The organism is Kitasatospora dryopteridis (assembly GCF_050749075.1).
GTDB lineage: Bacteria > Actinomycetota > Actinomycetes > Streptomycetales > Streptomycetaceae > Kitasatospora.
Genome location: NZ_CP192749.1, coordinates 4,592,385 through 4,613,510, shown reverse-complemented (window position 1 = coordinate 4,613,510; position 21,126 = coordinate 4,592,385). Strand labels below are relative to the sequence as shown.

Below are 21,126 nucleotides of genomic sequence, written 5' to 3'. Positions count from 1 at the left end.
GGGTCTTTAAACCCCGTCCCGAGCAGCGGCCGTGGCGGCAGCGGCCGCAGCGGTGCGGGCCTGGCCGACGGAGGTGAAGGTGACCTCCTCGCCGGCACAAGCGGACACATTACCCGGGATTTCCGCGGCCCCTGCGAGGCCCTCCGCCCTCCTCCTGGACCACGCGGCGGCGGCCGGGGCCGCGGTGGCCGCGGGCACCGTCGGCACGCTCTCGACCGGGGCGCCGCGCCAGCAGTCGCCGCCGGCCCGCCGGGCCTCGGCCAGGGCCCGGTCGGCGGCGCGCAGCAGCAGGGCGGCGTGCGAGCCGTCGCGGGGCAGGACGGCGATGCCGACGGAGGCGGTGAGGCCGTTCCCGCGGGCGGTCGCGGTTGCCGTGGTCGGGTCGCCCGACCGGGTGCCGGCCCCGCGGGCGGTGCCGTTCGCGGACCAGTCCAGCAGCCGGTGCCGGCGGACCGTCCAGCAGAGCCGCTCGGCGACCTGGACGGCCCCCTCGGCGCCGGTGTCGGGCAGCAGCACCAGGAACTCCTCGCCGCCGTAGCGGCCGAGGGTGTCGGAGCGGCGGATCTCGACGGCGAGCCGCTGGGCGAGGTCGCGCAGCACGGCACCGGCCCGGCTGCGGCCGTGCTCGGCGACGACCGCGTCGAAGCCCGCGATCTCCAGCATCAGCAGGGCGAGCGGGCGGCGTTCGTCGGCGGCCTCGGCCCGGCGGGCGCGCTCGATCTCCTTGTCCAGGGTGATCTGCAGGTGGCGGTAGTTCCACACACCGGTGAGCGGGTCGCAGGAGGCGGTGCGCTGGAGTTCGTCCCGCTCCCTGCGGAGCTCGGCCACCCGGCCCTGCAGGGCCGCCTCGCGCTCGGCGGCCGCGGCGGCGCTGCGGCGCAGGCGCAGGCCGAGCAGGCCGGCGCTGGCCAGGGCGGGGGCGCTCAGCCCGGCGAGGGCCTGGACCAGGAGCGGAGTGGACATGTGGGGCCTTCCGCATGTCAGGCTCTGGGCACCGATCGGTGCCGAGCTGTGGGGAACCCTTGACTGCCAATCCATTGCACAACGACAAGGCCGCTTTGAGGTCACGCCTGCTGGCAGGACGCCGTGAGCTGTCACCCACTCGGCGGGCATCGGCGGCGGAAGGGCTGGCCGTGCGGGCCGCCGGGCTGGCCGAGCCGGGGTGGACGGTGGCGGCGTACGTGTCGGTCGGCGGCGAGCCGGGCACCGGGCCGCTGCTGGACGCGCTGGCGGCCCGGGGGGTGCAGGTGCTGCTGCCGGTGCTGCTGCCGGACAACGACCTGGACTGGGCACGGTACGAGGGGCGCCGGGCGCTGGCCCCGGCCTCCCGGGGGCTGCTGGAGCCGACCGGCCCGCGGCTGGGGCCGGACGCGGTGTGCGGGGCGCGGCTGGTGCTGCTGCCCGGCCTGGCGGTGGACCGCCGGGGCGTGCGGCTGGGCCGCGGCGGCGGCAGCTACGACCGGGTGCTGGCCCGGCTGGCGGCGGCCGGGGCGCGGCCGCTGCTGGCGACGCTGCTGTACGAGGAGGAGCTGCTGGAGCAGGTGCCGGGCGAGGAGCACGACCTGCCGGTGGACGCGGTGGTGACGCCGTCCGGCGTGCACCGTTTCCGCGGGGGCGCCGGCTGAGGGGCGCCCCCGCGGCGGGTCAGCCGCTGGTGAGCGTCATGGTGTGCTCGGTGGCCTTGGTGACGGCGTCCGCGGAGTAGGCCCAGGGCAGCAGGTCGCCCTTGGCCCACAGCTCGGTCTGGTCGTTGTAGTTGCTGTGGAAGGCGTGACCGGAGGCGCCGCCGACGTTGATCCAGCGGGAGGCGTCGAAGTCGCTGAGGTCCACGACCATCCGCATCGAGGGGATCCAGTCGACCTGGTACCCGGCGGCGGCGTTCCAGCCGGCGGCGTTCACCGCGGCGCTGCCGCCGGAGAGGCGGTAGGGGCCGCGGTTGAGCAGCCGGTGCACGAAGCCGGAGGCGATCGAGGAGTCGTCGCTGCCGAGCGTGTTCTCCTTGAGCGTCAGGGTGTGCAGGCGGCCCCAGCTCCAGGTGGAGATGGACTTGCCGAGGTAGGCGGTGAGGTCCTGGCGGGCGTTCTTCATCGCCTGGGCGAGCAGGTTGTTCAGGCCGCGCTGCGGCAGGTGGTCGGAGTCGATGTAGTTCCACCACTTGCTGTCGGGCTGCGCGAGCTGGGTGCGCACGACCTCCGTCCAGCGGTCGCCGCCGTCCGGCTGGGCCTGGTCGGGCTTGCGGGTGCCGCACTCGGTGACGGGCTTCACCTCGCCGTTGACCGCGTCGTCGGGCAGCGTCGAGTTGGACTTCTGACGGACCAGCAGGCAGTCGCCCTCGGCGCGCAGCGAGGCCGGGAGCTTCTGGCCGAAGGCGAGGGTGAGCAGGGCCCGCCAGACGCCGTTGTAGTAGGCGGCGGCCGCGGAGTCGGCGTCCTGGTGGTAGTTCCAGTCCTTGAGCAGGTCCTGGGCCTCGCGGACGTACGGGTCGCTGATCTTCACCTTGAGCAGCAGCGGCACGAGGGTCTTGGCCATCACGCTGGTGTTGTCCAGCTGCATGGCCTGCATGTCGTCCGGGGAGATCTTGCCGCCGTTCTTGAGCTTGCCCTCGATCTGGTCGGTGACCTCCTTGGCGCGGGTGCCGTACTCCCAGTCGGTGGTGAGGGTGTACGGGTAGCCGCTGCCGGCCACGGCCTGGTTGGCGGTGACGATGTAGCCGGCGGCCGGGTTGAGGCTGTAGGGCAGCGACTTGAAGGGGATCGGCTCCTTCTTCCAGTCGTAGGCCGAGTCCCAGCCCGGGGCCGGGTAGCGGCCGTCGCCCTTGCCGCGGACGGGGATGACGCCCGGGGTCTGGTAGCCGATGTTGCCCTTGGTGTCGGCGTAGATCAGGTTCTGGGCGGGGACGGCGAAGTCGGCGGCGGCCTTCTGGAAGTCCTTCCAGTCGGCGGCGCGGTCGAGCTCGAAGACGGCGTCCATGGTCCTGCCCGGGGTGAGGGCCGTCCACTGCAGGGCGACGCCGTAGCCGCTGGCGCGGTCCGGGGCGGCGTTGCCGGCCGGGGCGTAGGTGCCGACGTTCTGCTGCTCGGAGGACTGGTCGGAGATCAGCGGGCCGTTGACCGTGGTACGGACGGTGATGGTGCGGTCCTCGCCGCCGGCGACCTTGATGGTCTCCTTGCGGGTCTGGAACTTCACCTCCTTGCCGTCGCGCAGGTAGGTGTCCGGGCCGGTGACCTTCTCCAGGTAGAGGTCGGTGACGTCGGCGCCGAGGTTGGTGAAGCCCCAGGCGATGTCCTTGTTGTGGCCGATGACCACGCCGGGGGTGCCGGCGAAGGTGAAGCCGGCGACGTCGAAGCCGCACTTGGGGCCGACGGTGCGGCAGTGCAGGCCCATCTGGTACCAGACGGACGGCATGCCCGGGCCGAGGTGCGGGTCGTTGGCGAGCAGCGGCTTGCCGGTGGTGGTGTGGCTGCCGGAGACGACCCAGGAGTTGGAGCCGATGCCCTGGCCGTCCGGACCGAGCAGCAGCGGCAGGGAGGCGCTCTTGTCGGCGATGCCCTTGAGCGCGGCCTGGGTGGCGGTGCGGCTCTGGGTGGTGCCGGCGGCGCTGTTGCTGCCGCTTCCGGTGGTGCCGTTACTGCCGGCCGTGCCGTTGCCGCCGTTGCCGGCGGTGCCGGTGGCGCCCGTCGTGGTGGCGCCCGCGGAGGCGGTGTCGCCGGCCGGACGGTAGGTGCCGTCGGCGGCGAGGCTGCCGGCCTTGACGATGGTGCCGTTGCGGTCGAACGGGTACGTCGGGTAGAGCTGCTCGATCTCCTCCTGCTGGAAGTTCTGGGCCAGCAGCGAGCGGTCGACCTCCTCGGTGAGGTTGCCGGAGAGGTTCCAGGCCATCGCCTTGAGCCAGGCCACCGAGTCGACCGGGGTCCACTTCTCCGGCTTGTATCCGCTGGTCACCGCGCCGAGCAGGGCGTACTCGAGGGAGGCGCCGGCCCCGCCGGGGTGCTCGGCGAGCCAGGCGTTCACGCCGTCCGCGTAGGCCTGCAGGTACTTCTTGGTCTCGGCGGACAGGACGGTGTCGTACTCCTGCTGCGCGACCTGGCGCCAGCCCATGGTGCGCAGGAAGGCGTCCTTCTCGACCTGGCCGGAACCGAACATTTCGGACAGCCGGCCGGCGGTGATGTGCCGTCGGACGTCCATCTCCCAGAAGCGGTCCTGGGCCTGCACGTAGCCCTGGGCGCGGAAGAGGTCCTCGGAGGTGTCCGCGTAGAGCTGCGGCACGCCCTTGTCGTCGCGCTTCACGTCGACCGGGGCGGCCATGCCGGAGACCCGGACGGTGCCGGCCAGCTCCGGGAAGGACGCCCGCACGGTGTGGACCGCCCAGTATCCGCCCCCGCCCAGCCCGGCGATCAGCACCACGGCCAGCACGATCACGATCAGACGGGCGCGCCGGAACTTCTTCGAGCGGGGCATCTGGGTCCTTGACTGGGGGTCGTGGCGGCGGTGACAGCTCACCACATTAGGTCGGCTCAGGTGGCGGACGTGCACCGGGGACGCCCACGGTTGGAACAGAGGGGACGATACCCCGGCCGGGCGACCGGAAGGGAAGGCCGAGGGGCCTCAGTCAAAGATCAAGTAAAATGTTAGACTGAGTAACGACTCATCAGCCCCTCCTGCCGCCGAGGTGCCCCTGCGTGACCGTCGACCGCCTGAACGCGTTCCTGCTCGAGTTCTCCGCGATCCTCCTGGTCGCGGTGGTCGCCGTGCGCATCTCCACCCGCTCCGGGCTGCCCAGCCTGCTGATCTACCTGGGCATCGGCGTCGCCCTCGGCCACAACGGCCTCGGCCTGGTCTTCGACAACGTCGCCCTCGCCCAGGTCCTGGGCTACGCGGCGCTGGTGGTCATCCTGGCGGAGGGCGGCCTGAAGACCAGCTGGCGGGCGATCAGACCGGTCATGCCCGCCGCCACCGTCCTGGCCACGGTCGGCGTGGCCGTCAGCGTCTTCGTGACCGCCGCCGGCGCCCACTGGCTGGTCGGCCTGGACTGGCGCACCGCCCTGCTGCTCGGCGCGATCGTCTCCTCCACCGACGCCGCCGCGGTCTTCTCGGTGCTGCGGATGGTGCCGCTGCCGCGCCGGCTCACCGGCCTGCTGGAGGCGGAGTCCGGTCTGAACGACGCGCCGGTGGTCATCCTGGTCGTCGCCTTCGCCACCGCCGGCCCGACCGACCCCTGGTACGTGCTGGTCGGCACCATCATCGGCGAGCTCGCCGTCGGCGCCGCGGTCGGCTACGCGGTCGGCCGGCTCGGCGCCTTCGGCATCAAGCACGTCGCCCTGCCGTCCTCCGGCCTCTACCCGATCGCCGTGATGGCGCTGACCGTGCTGGCCTACGCGGGGGGCTCGCTGCTGCACGGCTCCGGCTTCCTCGCCGTCTACACCGCCGCGGTGATCCTCGGGAACTCCAAGCTCCCGCACGGCCCGGCCGTCCGCGGTTTCGCGGACGGTCTCGCTTGGATCGGGCAGATCGGCATGTTCGTCCTGCTCGGCCTGCTGGTGACCCCCAGTGAGATGGGCTCGGCGCTCGTCCCGGCCCTGGTCAGCGGCGCGGTCCTGGTCTTCCTCGCCCGCCCGGCCTCCGTCCTGCTCTCGCTCACGCCCTTCCGGCTGCCCTGGCGGGAGCAGGCGCTGCTCAGCTGGGCCGGCCTGCGCGGCGCGGTGCCCATCGTGCTCGCCACCATCCCGATGGTGGCGGCCGCGCCCCGGGCGCAGGAGGTCTTCAACATCGTCTTCGTGCTGGTCGTGGTGTTCACCCTGGTCCAGGGGCCGACCCTGCCGATGGTGGCCCGCGGGCTGAGGATCGGCGAGGGCGACCTCGGCCAGGACCTCGGCATCGAGTCCGCGCCGCTGGAGAAGCTGCACGGACACCTGCTGTCGGTCTCGCTCTCGCCCGAGTCGAAGATGTCCGGCGTCGAGATCGGCGAGCTGCGGCTGCCCAAGGGCGCGGCGGTCACCCTGGTCGTCCGGGAGGGCAGCAGCTTCGTGCCCGAGCGCACCACCATCCTGCGGGCCGGCGACGAGCTGCTGGTGGTCACCACCGAGGAGGTCGGCGAGGCCGCCGAGCGGCGGCTGCGCGCGGTGGACCAGGGCGGCAAACTCGCGGGCTGGCTGCGCGGACGGTGAGCCCGGGGGCTGACCACCGGCGCGCGGAGTGTGAGATGCCTTGCATCGCCAGCCTGCACAGGCCCCGCTGCCATATAATCGATTGATACGGAAGATCTACACCTAGAAAACCCGCAACATCTGCCTGATGCAGAGTTGGCGCGACCGCTCGGCGGCCGCGGTCCGCAGCACACAGCCTGACGCCGGCGAGCGCACCACCCCACAGCCGGCCGGACCCGGTATCTACCCCGGTCGACGCGCGAGAGGACGACTCTCGGCGCCGTCGGGGCCCACCCGTTCCCCGGCGCGCTACCAGGCAGCAGGAAGGACCGACCGTGACGGCCCGCCGAACGGTCGAAGACCCCCTGTCCCCCGGCACGCCCGCGCCCGCCGCGCCCGCCCGGGTCGGATACGCGGCACTGCTCCGCACCCCCGGCGCCTGGACGTTCCTGGCCCCCGCCTTCGCCGCCCGACTGCCGTACGCCATGCTCAGCCTGGGCATCGTGCTGCTCGTCCTGGACACCCACGGCTCGTACGGCACGGCCGGTGCCGTCGCGGCCGTCTCCGCCGTCGCCCAGGCCGTGATCGGCCCGCAGACCGGCCGGCTCGCCGACCGCTACGGCCAGGCCGCCGTGCTGCTGCCCAGCGTCGCGGTGCACGCCCTGTCGGTGGGCGCACTGATCGCCCTGGCCCTCGGCCACGCCCCGGCGTGGGCGCTGTTCGCGGCCGCCGCCCCGGCCGGCGCCTCGGTGCCGCAGATCGGCGCCATGGTCCGGGCCCGCTGGGTCGCCCGGCTGTCGGACTCCCCGGCCACCCTGAACACGGCCTTCGCCTTCGAGTCGGTCACCGACGAGTTCACCTTCGTGGTCGGCCCGGTGCTGGCCACCGCCATCGCCACCACCGTCACCCCGTCCGCCGCGCTGATCGCCGAGGCGGCGCTGACCGTCGCCGGCGGCCTGGCCTTCGCTGCCCAGCGCGGCACCGCCCCGGCCCGCCACCCGCGCACCGCCGACGGCCGCGGCCCGTCCGCGCTGTCCTCCCCCGGCGTCCGGCTGCTGGCCGCCTCGTTCCTCGGGGTCGGCAGCGTCTTCGGCGCCATGCAGGTCTCGGTGACCGCCTTCGCCGAGTCGGTCGGCCGCGGCGGCGCCAACGGCACCGTGTACGGCATCTTCGCCGGCGGCTCGATGCTCGCCGGCGTGCTGTACGGCCTGGTCGCCTGGCGCCGGCCCGCCCGGCAGCGGATGCTCGGCTGCTACGCCCTGCTGGTCCTCGGCTGCTCGACGCTGTGGGCCATGCCCAACCTGACCGCGCTGGCCGTGGCCGGCCTCTTCTGCGGCCTCGCCATCGCGCCCACTCTGATCACCGGCTACACCCTGGTCGAGACGCTCGTCGCGGACGGCGCCAAGACCGAGGCGTTCACCTGGCTCACCGGCGCCATCGGACTCGGCCTCGCGGCCGGTTCGACCGTCGCCGGACTGCTGATCGACGCGGGCGGGCCCTCCACGGGCTTCCTGGTGCCGGTGGTCGGCGCGGGCCTCGGCCTGATCGCCCTGGTCGCGCTGCGCGGGCTTCTGGTCGCACCCGCGAAGGCCGTCGGCGGGGAGCCGCAGTCCGCGGTCACCACCGTCTTCGAACCGGCCGCGGCGGGCAGTGCGGGCACGCGGGAACTGGTCGGCGCCGGGCGGGCCTGACCGCAGGCCGGCGGCGCCTCGGCCGGGCGGCCCGGTCCATCTCACACCCGGCATCGCTGGACTGTTCCAGCGGAATGCCGCATCATGGACGATCGTTAGCACTCATCAGGCGAGAGTGCCAGGAGGAAGCAAGTGCCCACGTACCAGTACCAGTGCACCGAGTGCGGCAACGGCCTGGAGGCGGTGCAGAAGTTCACCGACGAGGCGCTGACCACGTGCCCCGACTGCCAGGGGAAGCTCCGCAAGGTCTTCTCGGCCGTGGGCGTCGTGTTCAAGGGCTCGGGCTTCTACCGCACCGACAGCCGCTCCTCCTCCAGCAGCTCGGTGGGTTCGGGGTCGTCCTCGGCCTCGTCCGGCTCCTCGACGTCCTCCGCACCGGCCGCCGCGTCCTCCGGGTCGACGGCGTCGGCTCCGGCCGCGAGCTGAGCCTTCGGCCACGTCGCACGGCAGAGCCCGGTGCCGCCGCCCCTCGGGGCCGGCGGCACCGGGCTCTCCGCATGTCCGGGCCCGGGTGCGGCCCGTCCTGCCCCTGCCGGGTGCGGCCCGTCCGGTCCCCGTTCTGCGGGCGGGACGTTCCCCCGCCCGGGTGACGGAGTTTTCCACAGGCCCGGGTTTTCCACAGGAATGGGCTGGGGAATTCCGGGGCCGTTGTGGCCGCCGCATTCTGGTTCCCGCGGGCCCGGCCGGGTCCGCGCAGGACCGACCGAAGGCGGATGACCGCTGTGACCACCCACCTGGCTTCCCCGCTCCCGCTCCCCTTCGCCGTGCCGCCCCGCCGGGAGGTGCCGGACTTCCCGCCGATCCGGCGGGGCTCCGGCGGGCGCCACCGGCTGCAGCAGGCCGTGCGGCACCGCCCGAGCGTGCTCGCGGCCGGGCTGCTCGCCGCGGCCACCGCACTCGCCGCCGGGCCGCTGCGGCCCGGCCCGCACGCCCCGGCCGCCGCGGCGACGACCGCCGCCGAGTCGGCCTCCGCGCCCCGCTGCACCGGCACCGCCCCGCCGACGGACTGAACCGGCGGCGCACCGGGCCCACCGGCGTGCCGAATTCCGATGCCGCCTGCACGCTGTGGTGTCGTTGCGGAATGAAGGGTTTCAGGGAATTCCTGCTCCGCGGAAACGTCGTCGATCTCGCGGTCGCCGTCGTGATCGGCGCGGCATTCACGAACATCATCAATGCGTTCGTGAAGGGCGTCATCAATCCGATCGTCGGCCTGTTCGGCACCAAGGACCTCGCGTCCTACCGGTCCTGCCTCAAGGGCCCCTGCCGACTGGCGCCCGACGGTACGGTCTCGTCCGGCATCTTCATCCTGTGGGGCGAGGTGCTCAGCGCCGTCGTGCAGTTCGTGATCACTGCCGCGGTGGTCTACTTCGTCTTCATTCTGCCGATGCTGCACTTCATGGCGAAGCGGAAGACCACGGATGAGGAGGTCCTGGAGGCGGAGGCGAAGGAGGTCGTCCTGCTGGCCGAGATCCGCGACGCCCTGGTGCAGCGCAACTGACCGGCCCACGGGTCCGGCGGGCGGGCCTCGCTCCGGGCAGCGGTGTTCCGGGCTGCAGCCCAGCCGGCCGCTACCCGCCGTGGTGCGGCGGCCGCTGGCTCAGGTACCAGTCGAGCCCGCGGGACGCGCCGCCCTCGCCGGGGCGCTCACCCCAGCCGCGGTCGGTGTCGTCGCTGCTCTGCCGGTCCAGCGGGTCGCCGAACACCAGCTTCGGGGCCGGCTTCGCGGGCCGGGCCGCCGTGCCCCCGCCGGTGCCCGCGTCCTTGCCGGGGCGCCCGTCCTCGGGCCGCCCGTCCCGCTCGGTGCCCCGCTCGGCGCCGCGGCCGCCGTCCTGCTCGCCCATCGTCCCGTCTCCAGTTCTCTCGTCCACCAGCCTAGGGCGTGTCCCACGGCGGGTCGGACACCGCACGGCCCCGGTCCCGGGCAGTGCCCGGGCCGGGGCCAAAGGAGTCGGCGTCCCCGATGCCGACCGGTCAGGCCGCTTCGAACCCGGCGTGATCGGCGATCTTCTTCAGCTCGGCCAGTGCGTGCTTCTCGATCTGGCGGATGCGCTCGCGGGTCAGCCCGTGCTGCTTGCCGACCTCGGTGAGCGTCCGCTCGCGGCCGTCCTCCATGCCGTAGCGGGAGCGGATGATCGAGGCCGTGCGGTCGTCGAGCCGCCCGATCAGGTCGTCGAGCTCCTCGCGGCGGAGCATCACCATGACGGCGTCCTCCGGGGAGACCGCGCCGGTGTCCTCCACCAGGTCGCCGAACTGCGTCTCGCCCTCGTCGTCGACCGACATGTTGAGGCTGACCGGGTCGCGCGCCCAGTCCAGCACGTCCTTGATCCGCTCCTCCGTGGTGTCCAGCTCGGCCGCGATCTCGGCCGGGTCGGCCTCACGGCCCAGCTCCTTGGACTTCTCGCGCTGCACCCGTCGGATGCGCCCGAGCTCCTCCACCAGGTGGACGGGCAGCCGGATGGTGCGCGACTGGTCGGCGATCGACCGGGTGATCGCCTGCCTGATCCACCACGTCGCGTACGTGGAGAACTTGAAGCCCTTGGCGTAGTCGAACTTCTCGACCGCCCGGACGAGGCCCGCATTGCCCTCCTGGATGAGGTCCAGCAGGGGCAGGCCGCTGCGCGGGTACCGGCGGGCCACCGCGACCACCAACCGGAGGTTGGACCTGATGAACACGTCCTTGGCGCGCTCCGCGTCCTCGGCTATCGCCTCCAGCTCCTCGCGCGTCACACCCTCGGGCAGGGCGCCCTCGTCCAGCAGGTGCTGGGCGTACACACCGGCCTCGATGCGCAGGGAGAGCTGGACCTCCTCGGCGGCGTCGAGCAGCGGCGTCCTGGCGATCTCGTCGAGGTACATGCCGACGAGGTCGCGGTCGGCCTCAAGGTTGGTCGGCCGGGCCGAGCGAGTCCGGTCGGCCCTGTCGCGAACGACGGCACGAGTGGCCATGCTTGCTCCCTTGCTGGATTGCCGGGTCTGGCGGCGGCGCCCGCGCGGGGCTGCGCTGCTCATACAAGTGCGGGCCTCCTGGAGGCTCACACGTAACGATCCAACGCGCAGAAATGGGACAACATTCCCAACTCACTCAGATTTTCGCGCCTCATGCAGTATCCTGCCGGATTTCACCCCGGCCGTTGGCTCTCCGTCACCGCACGCACACCGGGAGCAATCGACCGGCCTCCGCCCCGGCGCTCCCCGCAACGACCCGGCGGCATCAGGTCCAACGCCGGCAGGTGTGCCGACCCTTCCAACGAACGACACCGCCCGATCGCACCTTCTCCGCACAAAAGATGCCGAATCGCTATCCCGCCGGGTCCGCTCCGCACACCGGCGCTGGGAAGGTGACAGCCATGCACCCGTCCGCGCTTCCCGCCGTTCACCGGCCCGTCGCCCGACACGCCCTGTGGGCGCTCGGTGGCACGCTGCTGTTCGGCCTGCTGCTGGGGCTGGTGGCGAGCGGCTGGGCCCCGCTGGCACGACTGGACCAGCACTGGGTCGCGGCACTGCAGGGCTACGCCCGCCGGCACACCGCGTGGACGGCCTCGATGCAGACGCTCAGCGACATCACCGGCACGGCGACCATGCGCGTGGTGCTGCTCGGCGCGGCGGTCTGGCTGTGGGCCATCAGGGCGCGCGCCCTCGCCGCCTGGGCCGCGGCGCAGGCGCTGCTCGGCTGGGCCGCGGCGGTGGGCCTCCAGGCGGCGGTCGGCCGGGCCCGCCCGCACTTCGCGGACGCGGTGTCGCACGCCGAGGGCCCGGCCTTCCCCTCCGGGCACGCCACCGCCTCGGCACTCACCTGCGCAGCGCTCGTGGCGCTGGCCTGGCCGCTGACCGGGCGGGCGGGCCGGATCTGGGCCTGCGGCGCGGCGGCGGTCACGGTGCTCGCGGTCGGCTGGAGCCGGATCGCGCTCGGCGTGCACTGGCCGAGCGACGTCCTCGGCGGATGGCTGGCGGCGGCCGCGCTGCTGGGCTGGGTGACGGTCGCGGTGGAGCTCTGGCGTCCGGGCGCCCTGGCGCGGGACTTCCGCCGGGTGGACCGGCACACCGGGCCGCGCGTGCAGCGCGTCCTCGTCCGCGGCACGGCGCCGGACTCCACCGAGGAGGACGCCGACGAGGACGGCTCGGGCGAGGAGGGCGCCGAGGAGGAGGCCGACGGCTCCGGCAATGACCCGGACAGGGGCTCCGACGTGGACGGCGACGGGAGCCCGCGGGCCGACCGGGCCGACCGGACCCGGACCGCTCCGGGGCCCGGCGCGGTGGACATGCCCCGTGTCCACCACCGCCACAGCTGACGTGCAGTGAGAAAGGTCACACGATCGGGCGGCGACCCGGCGGTGAAGGGACACGGATGACAACCGATCACCCCGAACGGCCCGCCGCCCGTGGCGACATAACCGGACATAGCACCGCAATACACCACCCTTCGCGCCATCGCCCCTTCCGGAGCCCCGATATCCTCCGTGGACGCAGGGCTGCCACCCGGGGCACCGGACTCCCCAGGGAGTGCCGCGGTTTGGCAGACTGCTCCGGCTGGGTGCACCTGTGCGGAAGCCCCACAGCCCCACCGCCCAGGCACCGAGTGACGGGGGTCCGATGACCATGCACACCACGGGTGAGTCCCCCGACTCGTACGCGTACCCGGACCCGCCGACCATGGCGCTGCGTCCGATCCCGCCGCAGCAGCCGGAGGCCGGCGCCGCAGGCGCCGCTGCGCAGCCCGGTATCCCGCCCCAGCCCTCCGTCCCCGCCCAGCCCGGCGCCCCGGTCCACCCGGGCGTGCCGCAGCAGCCGGCCCAGCCCCCGCAGGCACCCGCCACCGTTCCGTCGCAGCGCCAGGGCGAGGCCCCGGCCGCTCCGGCGCCCTCGGCCGGCCGCAGCGGGATGATCATGGCGATCGGCACGCTCTCCTCGCGCGCCCTCGGCTTCGTCCGCAGCGCGATGATCGTCGCCGCGCTCGGCGCCGCCGGACTCGGCGACTCCTTCAACGTCGCCAACTCGCTGCCCAACGTCGTCTACATGATGCTCATGGGCGGCGTGCTGGCCTCGGTCTTCGTCCCCGAGCTGGTGCACGCCGCGCAGACCCACGAGGACGGCGGCGTCGCCTACACCGACCGGCTGCTGACCCTGTGCGGCGTCATCCTGGTCGTGCTGACCGTCGGCGCCTGGATCCTCGCGCCGACCATCGTCGACATCTACTCGAACTTCGACGGCGCGCAGCGCGACCTGACCATCGCCTTCGCCCGGTACTGCCTGCCCCAGATCTTCTTCTACGGCGTCTTCACCCTGCTCGGCCAGGTGCTCAACTCGCGCGACAGGTTCGGCGCGATGATGTGGACGCCGGTGCTGAACAACGTCGTGGCGATCGCGGTCTTCGGCCTCTACATCCTGGTCGGCAACGGCGCGGAGAAGGCCGAGCAGATGACCTCCGGCCAGACCATGCTGCTCGGCCTCGGCAGCACGCTCGGCATCGTCGTCCAGGCCGTCGGCCTGCTGCCCTCGCTGCGCTCCTCCGGCTTCCGCTGGACGCCGCGGTTCGACTGGCGCGGCGCCGGCCTCACCAAGCCGATCCGCGCCGCGACGTGGGCGCTGCTGCTCGTCGTGGTCACCCAGCTCTCGTTCGCCGTGATCAGCCGGCTGAGCACCGGCGCCGGCGTCCGCGCCGAGGACGCCGGGCTGACGATGGGCCTCGGCAACTTCGCGTACACCAACGCCTACCAGCTCTTCGTCGTCCCGCAGGGCGTCATCACCATCTCGCTGGTGACCGCGCTGCTGCCCGGCATGTCCCGCGCCGCCACCCGCGGCGATCTGACCAAGATCGGCTCCGACCTGGCCGGCATGCTGCGCTCCTCCGCCGCGATGATCGTCACCGCCACGGTGCTGTTCATCGCGCTCGCCCCGCAGATCGCCGCGATCGCCTACGAGCACGGCAAGGTCACCCCTGCCAGCTCCTGGGTCATCGCCCAGGCGCTGATCGCCTTCGCGATCGGCCTGCCCGCCTTCTGCGCCCAGTACGCCCTGGCCCGCGGCTTCTACGCGATGGGTGACGCCAAGACGCCGTTCTGGCTGACCGTCGTCTCCACGACGGTCAACTCCGGGCTGTCCGCCGTCGCCTACTGGCTGCTGGACCCGCGCTGGATCATCATCGGCATGGCCCTCGCCCAGAGCATCGCCTGCCTGGTCGGCGTCGGCATCACCGGCTGGGCCCTCAGCCGACGGCTGCGCAAGCCCGTGCCGCAGGCTGCGGCGCCGGCGGTTCCGGCCGGGCCGGACGCGACCATGGTGCTCGGCCTGCGCCGCGGCAAGCAGCGCAGCGGGCTCGACGGCGGTTCGGTCATCGCCCTGCACCTGGCCATCACGGCGGCCTGCCTGCCGGGTGCGGCGGCCGCGGTATGGATCGCGGGCCGGATCACCGACGCCGTCGGTGGCGGCCTGGTCGGCAACACGGTGGGCCTGGCAGCGGGCTCGCTGGCCGTCCTGCTCTCGCTGTTCGCCCTGGCCCGCCCGTTCGGCGCCGGCGCCGCGGTGGCCCCGCTCGCCCGCAAGCTCCGCATCCCCTACCCGGAGCCGGCCCCCGCCACGGGCAACGGCAAGCACCGCCGCTAGGAATCGTCAACGACCCCGGGCGCAGGCCGGCCGCAACTCCCCTCCACCCTGCGGTACTTCAGTGCGCCCGTGGGGCCGCTCGGGCAGCGCGGACCCCGGTGGATGGTAGGCGTCCGACCGAGTGCTACGTTCGCGTCGCCCTCCGTGCGCCAGGCGCACCGGCCGCACCCCGGCCGAGTGCCCCCGCGGCGGGCTCCACATGGGTCCGGCCCCCACGGCCGGTCGGGTACGGGAAGGTCCGCAGACTCCGTTGACTGCAGAACACAGAGCCGAGCGCGGCCCCGCCGGGGCCGCGCACCGCCGCAAGCACAAGCTGCGAATACCGCTGGCGATCACCGCGGCGGTCGTCGCCTCCGCCACCGGTTTCGCGCTCTTCGCAGGGGCCGACACGACGCCCGCCGCGGCCACTCCCGGTGCGGACGCACTGCAGCGCCAGTTCGCCGCCGCAGCATCCGAGTTCAAGGTGCCGGAGAGCATCCTGCTGGCGCTCTCCTACCAGCAGAGCCGCTGGGAGTCGCACCACGGCGAGCCGAGCACCACCGGCAACTACAACGTGATGGGTCTGACCCAGGTCGACCCGGCGGCGGTCGCCAAGGCCATCGACGCCGGTCCCGGCCCCGAGGTGGACGGCCGCGGCGACGACGCCCCCGTCCGCAAGGACGCGCCTCCGGTGCAGGTCGAGGACGGCCCGGAGCTGCACACGCTGGACAAGGCCGCCAAGCTGATCGACAAGCCGGCGGACAAGCTGAAGACCGACCCGGCGCAGAGCATCCGCGGTGCCGCGGCCCTGCTGGTGAAGTACCAGAAGGAGGCCGGCAAGCCGCTGTCGAACGACCCGGCCGCCTGGTTCACCGCGGTGTCCCGGTTCAGCGAGTCCCCGGCCGGGGAGGGCGGCGACGACTTCGCCGACCGCGTGCTCGGCACCGTCCGCGCCGGTGCGAGCCGCGTGACCGCCGACGGCCAGCTGGTGACGCTCGCCGCGGCCCCGGCCGTCACCGCGGGCGACTCGGCGGCGCTGCGGCTGAGCTCCGCCGACAAGCAGACCTCCGTCCCGGTCGCTCCCCCGGTGCCGAAGCGCCCCTCGGGCAAGCCGGCCAAGCCGGGCAAGACCACCACGCAGGGCACCAAGACCGGGTCCGGCACGTCGGGCACCGCGTCCCGCGCCGCCACCACGGGTGCGCGCACCGCCCTGCAGGCGTCGTACAGCGGTGTGCAGACCTCGGGCGTGCCGGCCACCGGCGCGCTGACCGCGGACGCGCCCGGCCCGGTCGAGTGCCCCACCGGCCTCGGCTGCGACTTCAGGGCCGCCGCGTACGCGCCGAGGACCGCGACCTCCGGTCCGGACGACTACGGCAACTACACGGTCGCGAACCGGCCGACCGACGGCCAGCGGATCGACTACATCGTCATCCACGACACCGAGGGCGGCTTCGACAGCTCCGTCCGGCTGTTCCAGAACCCGGCCGCCCAGGCCAGCGCGCACTACATCGTGCGGTCCTCCGACGGCCACGTCTCCCAGCTGGTGAACACCAAGAACGTCGCGTGGCAGGCCGGCAACAAGACCGTCAACATGCACAGCATCGGCATCGAGCACGAGGGCTACGCCTTCCCGGCGAACAACGCGACCTGGTACTCGGAGCAGCTGTACCAGTCCTCCGCCTCGCTGACCCGCTACCTGGCCGACCGCTTCGGCGTCCCGCTGGACCGCCAGCACATCATCGGCCACGACGACGTCCCCGGCCCGCGCCAGCAGGACATCGCCGGCATGCACTGGGACCCGGGCACGTTCTGGGACTGGAACCACTACATGGACCTGGTCGGCGCCCCGGTCCGGGCCAGCACCGGCGGTCCGATCCTGGTCGGCGGCAAGGTCACCATCGCCCCTGCCTTCGACTCCACCAACACGCCTCCGGTGGACGGCACCGCCGCCCGCCCGGAGAACTTCGTCTACCTGCGCACCTCCCCGAGCGCGAGCGCCCCGCTGATCGGCGGCGGCACCACCCAGGCCGCCAACTGGAAGGCCAAGGCGGTCGCCGGGACGAGCTACGTGGTCGCGGACCAGCAGGGCGACTGGACGGCCGTCTGGTACGGCAGCGTGAAGGGCTGGTTCTACAACCCGAACGGCCAGAGCGCCGCCGCCGACAACCGCACCGGCCAGACCGTGCTCGTCCCCAAGGCCGGCCGGGCCTCCATCCCGGTGTACGGGCGCTCCTACCCCGAGCGCGCCGCCTACCAGCCGTACCCGGCCATCGACGCGGTCTACGACTCGGCCAACCTCGCGCCGGCCGCCTACACGGCGACGATCCCGGCCGGGCAGGCGTACGTCGCGGGCGGCGACCAGCCGGTGTACGGCGACTACTACTACGCGCAGAACATCAACGGTGACGCACCGAACGACCGCACCCTGGTCGTCGGCAACGACACCTACTACCCGATCCGGTACAATCACCGGCTCGCGTTCCTGAAGTCGACCGACGTGGACGCGGTCACCGCGGCCACCCCCGCGCCGAGCGGCTACGCCCCGGTGACGCCGACCCGCCTGCTCGACACCCGGTACGGCACCGGCGCCCCCAAGGCGAAGGTCGGCCCGGGCGGCACCGTCGGGCTCCAGGTCACCGGCGGCGCCACCGGCGTCCCGGCGAACGCCACCGCGGTGATCCTCAACGTGACGGCGGTCGCGCCGAGCGCCGGCAGCTTCGTCACGGTGTACCCGGACGGCCAGCCGCGGCCGATCGCGTCCAACCTCAACTTCACCGCCGGGCAGACGATCCCCAACCTCGTGGTGGTGCCGGTCGTCAACGGCCGGGTGAACCTGTACAACCAGTACGGCAGCGTCGACCTGCTGGCCGACGTGGCCGGCTACTACGCTCCGGACGGCAGCGCGAAGCTCACCACGATGACGCCGACCCGCCTGCTCGACACCCGGTACGGCACCGGCGCCCCGCAGGGCCGGGTCGGCCCGGCGGGCACGCTCACCCTGGACCTGGCCGGCGTCCCGGCGGACGCCACCGGTGTGGTGCTCAACGTGACGGCGACCGGCCCCACCGCCGACAGCTTCGTCACCGTGTACCCGCACGGCAGCACGCTGCCCGTGGTGTCCAACCTGAACTTCCGGGCCGGGCAGACGATCCCGAACCAGGTCATCGTGCCGATATCCGACGGCAAGGTGAACCTGTACAACAAGGCGGGCAGCGTCGACCTGATCGCCGACATCACCGGCTACTACTCGCCGGCCGGCACCGCGAAGTTCACCAGCGCCGGCCCGAGCCGCCTGCTGGACACCCGCTACGGGACGGGCACCCCCACCGGCAAGCCCACCCGCCTGGGCCCCGACGGCACGCTGACCCTCACGGTCTCCGGCCGCGCCGGTCTGCCGACCACCGGGGTGACCGCGGTCGTCCTGAACGTCACCGCCGTGCAGCCGACGGCGGGCGGCTTCGTGACCGTCTTCCCGGCGGGCACCGAGCGCCCCGGCGTCTCCAACCTCAACTTCATCGCGGGCCAGGTGATCCCCAACCTGGTCGTCGTCCCGGTGAAGGACGGCAAGGTGTCGTTCTACAACCGGTACGGCAACGTCGACCTGGTCGCCGACATCACCGGCTACTACACCGGCTGACGCGGCGGACCGGACAGTACAAAGGCCGTGGCCCGGCCCCCGTTACGGGGGCCGGGCCACGGCCTTTGTACTGTCCGGTCAGTGGTCGTAGTAGCCGTTCACGTCGGCGATCACGTCCACGTTCGCCCAGCTGCCGTTGAAGAACTCCACCTGGCCGGCGTCGTCGGTCGCCACCACCGCGGCGTTCGGGACGGTCTGGTCCTTGACCCAGTTCAGGTTGGAGACCACGGGCCGCGCGGTGCCGTTGGGGTAGGCGGTCAGGAAGCCCGCCGCCACCGTGTTGGTGACGGTGAGGTTCATCGAGACCGCGGTGCCGTGCTCGATCGCCCGCAGGTGCAGCGTCTGGTTGCCGCCGATGGGAGCGGCCGGCTGCCACTCGCCCACGCCGGAGGCGAACCAGGGCTTGCGGGTGTCGATCACCCGGCTGGGCGCCAGCGCGTGGAACATGTCGCCGCCGGAGGCCGTGTAGTAGCCGGCCAGGTCGGCGATCACCTCGGCCGTGCCACCGCCGCCGCCGCTGAACAGCGAGACCTTCCCGTCCTTCACCGGCACGGTGACCAGGTTGGGAACGGTCTGGCCCGCCGTCCAGTTGAGGCTGGATGCGGTCGGGCGGTCGTCGCCGTGCGGGTAGACCGTGAGGTAACCGCGGTCGGTGGGCTTGGTGACGGTGACGTTGAGCGTCACCGCGCGGACGTCGGCGGGAAGGCCGGGAACGGCCAGGTCCAGCGTCTGGTTGGCCGCCAGCGGAGCCTTCGGGGCACCCGTCGCGTAGCGGGTGTCCAGGATGCGGCTCGGGCTCTTCGGGGTGAAGCCGGCACCCTCGGTGGAGAAGTAGCCGAACAGGTCGGCGACGACGTGCACGGTGCCGCCGCTGCCGTTGTAGAAGGCGGCCTTGCCGTCCCTGACCTGAACGGTCACCAGGTTCGCGGCCGTCAGGCCCGGCGTCCAGTTGAGGCTGGAGGCGGTCGGACGGCCGTCGCCGTGCGGGTAGACCGTCAGGAAGCCGCGGTCGGACGGCTCGGTGACGGTGACGTTCAGGGTCACCGCGGTGACGCCGTTCGCCGGGACGCCGTGCACACCGGTGACCGGGAGCTCCACCGTGGCGCCGGGCGCGACGGCCGTCGCGGTGCCGACACCGACCGCCTTGCGGGTGTCGAGCAGCCGGACGGGGCCGGTCGGGGTGTACCGGGTGCCGAAGTTGACCATCTCGACGGCACCGCGGTCGCGGCGGCCGGAGCCGGTGCCGGTGTCGTCGACCCACGGGTCGTCGGTGACCGCGGAGCCGACCCAGTCGGTCGCCTGCACGCCGGGCGCCGAGTCGTCCGCCGAGTCGATGAGCGCCGACTTCAGCTGGCCCGAGTCGCCGACCCAGCCCTGCATCTCGACGTTCCCGATGACGTCCCGCTCGCCCTGGCCGGAGGCCGCGGCGAAGGCCTGGACGTCGTCGTAGGAGGTGCCCTTCCAGTCGTAGGCGGGGCTGCCGTCCTGGGAGTCGTAGGCGTTGTAGGCGATCTTGGTGCCCTGCACGGCCTCGGCGGCCACCCGCAGGCCGACGAACGTGGGAGCGTCCTTGCAGAGGCCGTTGAGGTGGTTGTCCGCATCGGCTGTCGACAGCACGTTGTTCTCGACGACCGCGCCGGTGGACGCGCCGGTGAGCTGCAGCGCGTCACTACAGCCGCCGGAGAACGTGTTGCCCACGACCACGGTGCCGGGAGCGCCGTCCACGGTGACAGCCGGGCTCCGGCTCGACCTGGCGTAGTTGGTGGAGATGACGACGTCCTTGGCGCCGGGTTCCACCGCGACCAGGCCGTTGCGGCCGGGACCGTAGTTGTGGACGAGCGTGACGCCGGACGGGGCGCCGGAGAGCCGGACGGCCGGCTTGCCCGGGATCGATCCGCCGTCGAGCCCGTTGCCGGAGAAGGCGATGTCCGACCCGCCGTTCACCTGGACGGCGCCATGGTCGCCGGAGAGCGACATGTCCTTGAACCGGATGTGCTGGACACCCGAGAGCGTGAAGGCGTGCGGCACCCTGGAGAAGTCGCCGACCCTCGTCTGGTCCTGGTAGTACGTATTGGCACCCCCGGCCCCGACGAAGGTGATGGGAGCCTCGGCCGTACCCGACCGCGTCAGCGTGACGTGCTCCGGGTACTCGCCCTTGGCGATGCTCACGGTCTGGCCCGGCTGGACCTTCACAGCGGCCGCGGCGACGGTGCAGAAGGGCTGGGCGGCGGTGCCCTGGCCCGCGTTCGAGCAGTGCGCCCCGGACGCGTTGTTCACGTAGAGGGTGCCGGCAGCGGCCGAGGCACCCGTGGCGCCGATTGCCGGGAGTCCGGCCGCGCCGATGATGGCGGCGCCCGTCAGGACGCCGAGTCGAGTTCTGATGATGCCCCCCATGGGCTCAAGAAAGAGTGGGAGCAAGCCCGGAGCGCTGGAACACCCGCTCGAACGGACCGCGTGCGGATCATGCCACACCTCCCTGACGCCCCACCACGAGATATCACACACACCATCCGCTCCCCGCACGGCCCCTCCGCCGACGAAGCGCCGCCGGCCACTCCTCCTGCTCGTCTCCCTCGCGCACCGCCCGATCCGGCACGACTGTGGCACGGCCGTGGCACGGACAACGTCAGTGAGAACCGATGCCCCCGGGAGGCTGCTCCTGCCATGCCTGAGCCGGCCCGGCGGCCCGGCGGCCGGCGATGGCCGCGGCGAGCGCCAGCAGCGCTTCGACCTGTGCGACCTGCGCCCGGATTTCGCAGGAGGCCAACTTCCCGAACCTCATCGGCGCGATGAGATCACTGGCGGCCTGGGCGTGCCCCTGACAGCACGAAGGGCCAGCTTCCGAGGATCTTCCTCGTGAGCTGGCCCTTCTGACGTTCTGCGCCGCGGTCCGGCGACGTGCCCCAGGCAGGATTCGAACCTGCGACACCGGCTTTAGGAGAGCCGTGCTCTATCCCCTGAGCTACTGAGGCGGGGGTCTGCCGAAGTGCCTGCGCAGTGGCGGGCGGTGTTCGGCCGACGGCAGACAGACTAGCGGATCCGGCGCCGGGCGATCGTGTACGGGAAGTGGCGCGGGCTC

Annotated in this window: 14 protein-coding genes and 1 tRNA gene; 9 read left to right on the top strand and 6 right to left on the bottom strand. The window is 72.9% G+C overall.

Annotation, left to right across the window (positions count from 1 at the left end):
* Positions 1-6: 6 nt before the first annotated feature.
* Positions 7-963: a GGDEF domain-containing protein gene (locus tag ACQ614_RS21020; RefSeq protein WP_431680044.1), complete on the bottom strand. Its 957-nt coding sequence runs from the start codon at positions 961-963 to the stop codon at positions 7-9.
* 74 nt (positions 964-1,037) lie between these two features.
* Here ACQ614_RS21020 and ACQ614_RS21015 point away from each other — a divergent pair, with 74 nt between their 5' ends.
* Positions 1,038-1,625, top strand: coding sequence for a 5-formyltetrahydrofolate cyclo-ligase (locus ACQ614_RS21015; RefSeq protein WP_431683977.1), 588 nt, complete (start codon positions 1,038-1,040; stop codon positions 1,623-1,625).
* Between the two features lie 19 nt (positions 1,626-1,644).
* On the opposite strand, the gene ACQ614_RS21010 is transcribed toward ACQ614_RS21015, so the two are convergent.
* Entirely contained in the window at positions 1,645-4,458 is a 2,814-nt protein-coding gene (locus tag ACQ614_RS21010; protein ID WP_431680043.1) for a penicillin acylase family protein, read from the bottom strand.
* Positions 4,459-4,679: 221 nt separating this feature from the next.
* Between ACQ614_RS21010 and ACQ614_RS21005 the strand changes: the two genes are divergently transcribed.
* From ACQ614_RS21005 to mscL, 5 genes are all read left to right on the top strand, one after another.
* Positions 4,680-6,164: a potassium/proton antiporter gene (locus ACQ614_RS21005; protein ID WP_431680042.1), complete on the top strand. Its 1,485-nt coding sequence runs from the start codon at positions 4,680-4,682 to the stop codon at positions 6,162-6,164.
* 314 nt (positions 6,165-6,478) lie between these two features.
* Positions 6,479-7,834 (top strand): MFS transporter, encoded by a 1,356-nt coding sequence (locus ACQ614_RS21000; RefSeq protein ID WP_431680041.1) that lies wholly within the window; start codon positions 6,479-6,481, stop codon positions 7,832-7,834.
* Between the two features lie 132 nt (positions 7,835-7,966).
* Positions 7,967-8,260, top strand: coding sequence for an FmdB family zinc ribbon protein (locus ACQ614_RS20995; protein WP_363496791.1), 294 nt, complete (start codon positions 7,967-7,969; stop codon positions 8,258-8,260).
* 287 nt (positions 8,261-8,547) lie between these two features.
* Positions 8,548-8,844: a hypothetical protein gene (locus ACQ614_RS20990; RefSeq protein ID WP_431680040.1), complete on the top strand. Its 297-nt coding sequence runs from the start codon at positions 8,548-8,550 to the stop codon at positions 8,842-8,844.
* Between the two features lie 71 nt (positions 8,845-8,915).
* Entirely contained in the window at positions 8,916-9,332 is a 417-nt protein-coding gene (mscL, locus tag ACQ614_RS20985; RefSeq protein WP_431680039.1) for a large conductance mechanosensitive channel protein MscL, read from the top strand.
* A 70-nt stretch (positions 9,333-9,402) separates the two neighbouring features.
* On the opposite strand, the gene ACQ614_RS20980 is transcribed toward mscL, so the two are convergent.
* Together ACQ614_RS20980 and ACQ614_RS20975 are read right to left on the bottom strand one after the other, a co-directional pair.
* A complete protein-coding gene (locus ACQ614_RS20980; RefSeq protein ID WP_431680038.1) occupies positions 9,403-9,675 on the bottom strand; it encodes a hypothetical protein in 273 nt (90 codons plus the stop codon).
* A 130-nt stretch (positions 9,676-9,805) separates the two neighbouring features.
* Positions 9,806-10,777 (bottom strand): sigma-70 family RNA polymerase sigma factor, encoded by a 972-nt coding sequence (locus tag ACQ614_RS20975; RefSeq protein ID WP_431680037.1) that lies wholly within the window; start codon positions 10,775-10,777, stop codon positions 9,806-9,808.
* A gap of 401 nt (positions 10,778-11,178) precedes the next feature.
* Here ACQ614_RS20975 and ACQ614_RS20970 point away from each other — a divergent pair, with 401 nt between their 5' ends.
* The 3 genes from ACQ614_RS20970 to ACQ614_RS20960 all read left to right on the top strand — a co-directional run bounded on the left by ACQ614_RS20970 (position 11,179) and on the right by ACQ614_RS20960 (position 18,047).
* Positions 11,179-12,120 (top strand): phosphatase PAP2 family protein, encoded by a 942-nt coding sequence (locus ACQ614_RS20970; protein WP_431680036.1) that lies wholly within the window; start codon positions 11,179-11,181, stop codon positions 12,118-12,120.
* 301 nt (positions 12,121-12,421) lie between these two features.
* The gene (murJ, locus tag ACQ614_RS20965) at positions 12,422-14,431 is read left to right on the top strand and encodes a murein biosynthesis integral membrane protein MurJ (RefSeq protein ID WP_431680035.1); all 2,010 of its coding nucleotides are present in this window, start codon (positions 12,422-12,424) and stop codon (positions 14,429-14,431) included.
* Between the two features lie 250 nt (positions 14,432-14,681).
* Positions 14,682-18,047 (top strand): N-acetylmuramoyl-L-alanine amidase, encoded by a 3,366-nt coding sequence (locus ACQ614_RS20960; protein WP_431680034.1) that lies wholly within the window; start codon positions 14,682-14,684, stop codon positions 18,045-18,047.
* 78 nt (positions 18,048-18,125) lie between these two features.
* Here the strand turns inward: ACQ614_RS20960 and ACQ614_RS20955 are convergent, their stop codons facing one another.
* Positions 18,126-20,441: a hypothetical protein gene (locus ACQ614_RS20955; RefSeq protein WP_431680033.1), complete on the bottom strand. Its 2,316-nt coding sequence runs from the start codon at positions 20,439-20,441 to the stop codon at positions 18,126-18,128.
* A 505-nt stretch (positions 20,442-20,946) separates the two neighbouring features.
* Positions 20,947-21,019 (bottom strand) — tRNA-Arg (locus ACQ614_RS20950).
* Between the last annotated feature and the right edge of the window lie 107 nt (positions 21,020-21,126).

What these genes read in the sequence shown, in the direction of transcription:
- ACQ614_RS21020 (WP_431680044.1), bottom strand. Translation starts at nt 963, where the DNA reads ATGTCCACTCCGCTCCTGGTCCAGGCCCTCGCCGGGCTGAGCGCCCCC.
- murJ (WP_431680035.1), top strand. Translation starts at nt 12,422, where the DNA reads ATGACCATGCACACCACGGGTGAGTCCCCCGACTCGTACGCGTACCCG.
- mscL (WP_431680039.1), top strand. Translation starts at nt 8,916, where the DNA reads ATGAAGGGTTTCAGGGAATTCCTGCTCCGCGGAAACGTCGTCGATCTC.
- ACQ614_RS21010 (WP_431680043.1), bottom strand. Translation starts at nt 4,458, where the DNA reads ATGCCCCGCTCGAAGAAGTTCCGGCGCGCCCGTCTGATCGTGATCGTG.
- ACQ614_RS20980 (WP_431680038.1), bottom strand. Translation starts at nt 9,675, where the DNA reads ATGGGCGAGCAGGACGGCGGCCGCGGCGCCGAGCGGGGCACCGAGCGG.
- ACQ614_RS20970 (WP_431680036.1), top strand. Translation starts at nt 11,179, where the DNA reads ATGCACCCGTCCGCGCTTCCCGCCGTTCACCGGCCCGTCGCCCGACAC.
- ACQ614_RS20975 (WP_431680037.1), bottom strand. Translation starts at nt 10,777, where the DNA reads ATGGCCACTCGTGCCGTCGTTCGCGACAGGGCCGACCGGACTCGCTCG.
- ACQ614_RS20990 (WP_431680040.1), top strand. Translation starts at nt 8,548, where the DNA reads ATGACCGCTGTGACCACCCACCTGGCTTCCCCGCTCCCGCTCCCCTTC.
- ACQ614_RS20955 (WP_431680033.1), bottom strand. Translation starts at nt 20,441, where the DNA reads ATGGGGGGCATCATCAGAACTCGACTCGGCGTCCTGACGGGCGCCGCC.